1 protein-coding gene is annotated in these 353 nt (G+C 47.0%); it reads left to right on the top strand.

Going from position 1 to position 353, the window contains the following annotated elements; translation table 11 throughout:
- Positions 1–19 precede the first annotated feature (19 nt).
- Positions 20–259, top strand: coding sequence for a 30S ribosomal protein S16 (rpsP, locus tag CWC03_RS23215; protein WP_138583832.1), 240 nt, complete (start codon positions 20–22; stop codon positions 257–259).
- The last annotated feature ends 94 nt before the right edge of the window (positions 260–353 follow it).

The raw sequence follows: 353 nt of genomic DNA, 5'->3' as shown, positions 1-353 counted from the left end.
AATCTATGTAGAGGACGGTATGGTTACTATTCGTTTGCATCGTGGCTGCGCTATAAAGCGTCCATTCTATCTAATCGTGGTTTGGGATAGCCGTTTCTCGCGTGACGTTCGTTTCATCGAGAAAGTAGGTTTGTTTAACCCGATCGCAGCAGGTCAGGAAGAAAAAGTACGTTTTGATTTATCTCGTGGTGATCACTCGGTAGGTCAAGGCGCATCTCTTTCATATCGCGTTGCTAATCTGGTTAAAGACGCTCGTTAAGCGGCTTTATAGGCGTAATTGTAAGCCTGAGTCACAGTAACACCTCGCCATACGGTGATGGGCAGCTTGCTGCTCCGTATGGCATCAAGGGATG

Source organism: Pseudoalteromonas sp. S2755, assembly GCF_005886535.1.
In the GTDB taxonomy this organism is placed as follows: domain Bacteria; phylum Pseudomonadota; class Gammaproteobacteria; order Enterobacterales; family Alteromonadaceae; genus Pseudoalteromonas.
Note: the sequence above shows the minus strand (reverse complement) of the source record. Positions and strands in the feature narration are given on the sequence as shown.

What these genes read in the sequence shown, in the direction of transcription:
- rpsP (WP_138583832.1), top strand. Translation starts at nt 20, where the DNA reads ATGGTTACTATTCGTTTGCATCGTGGCTGCGCTATAAAGCGTCCATTC.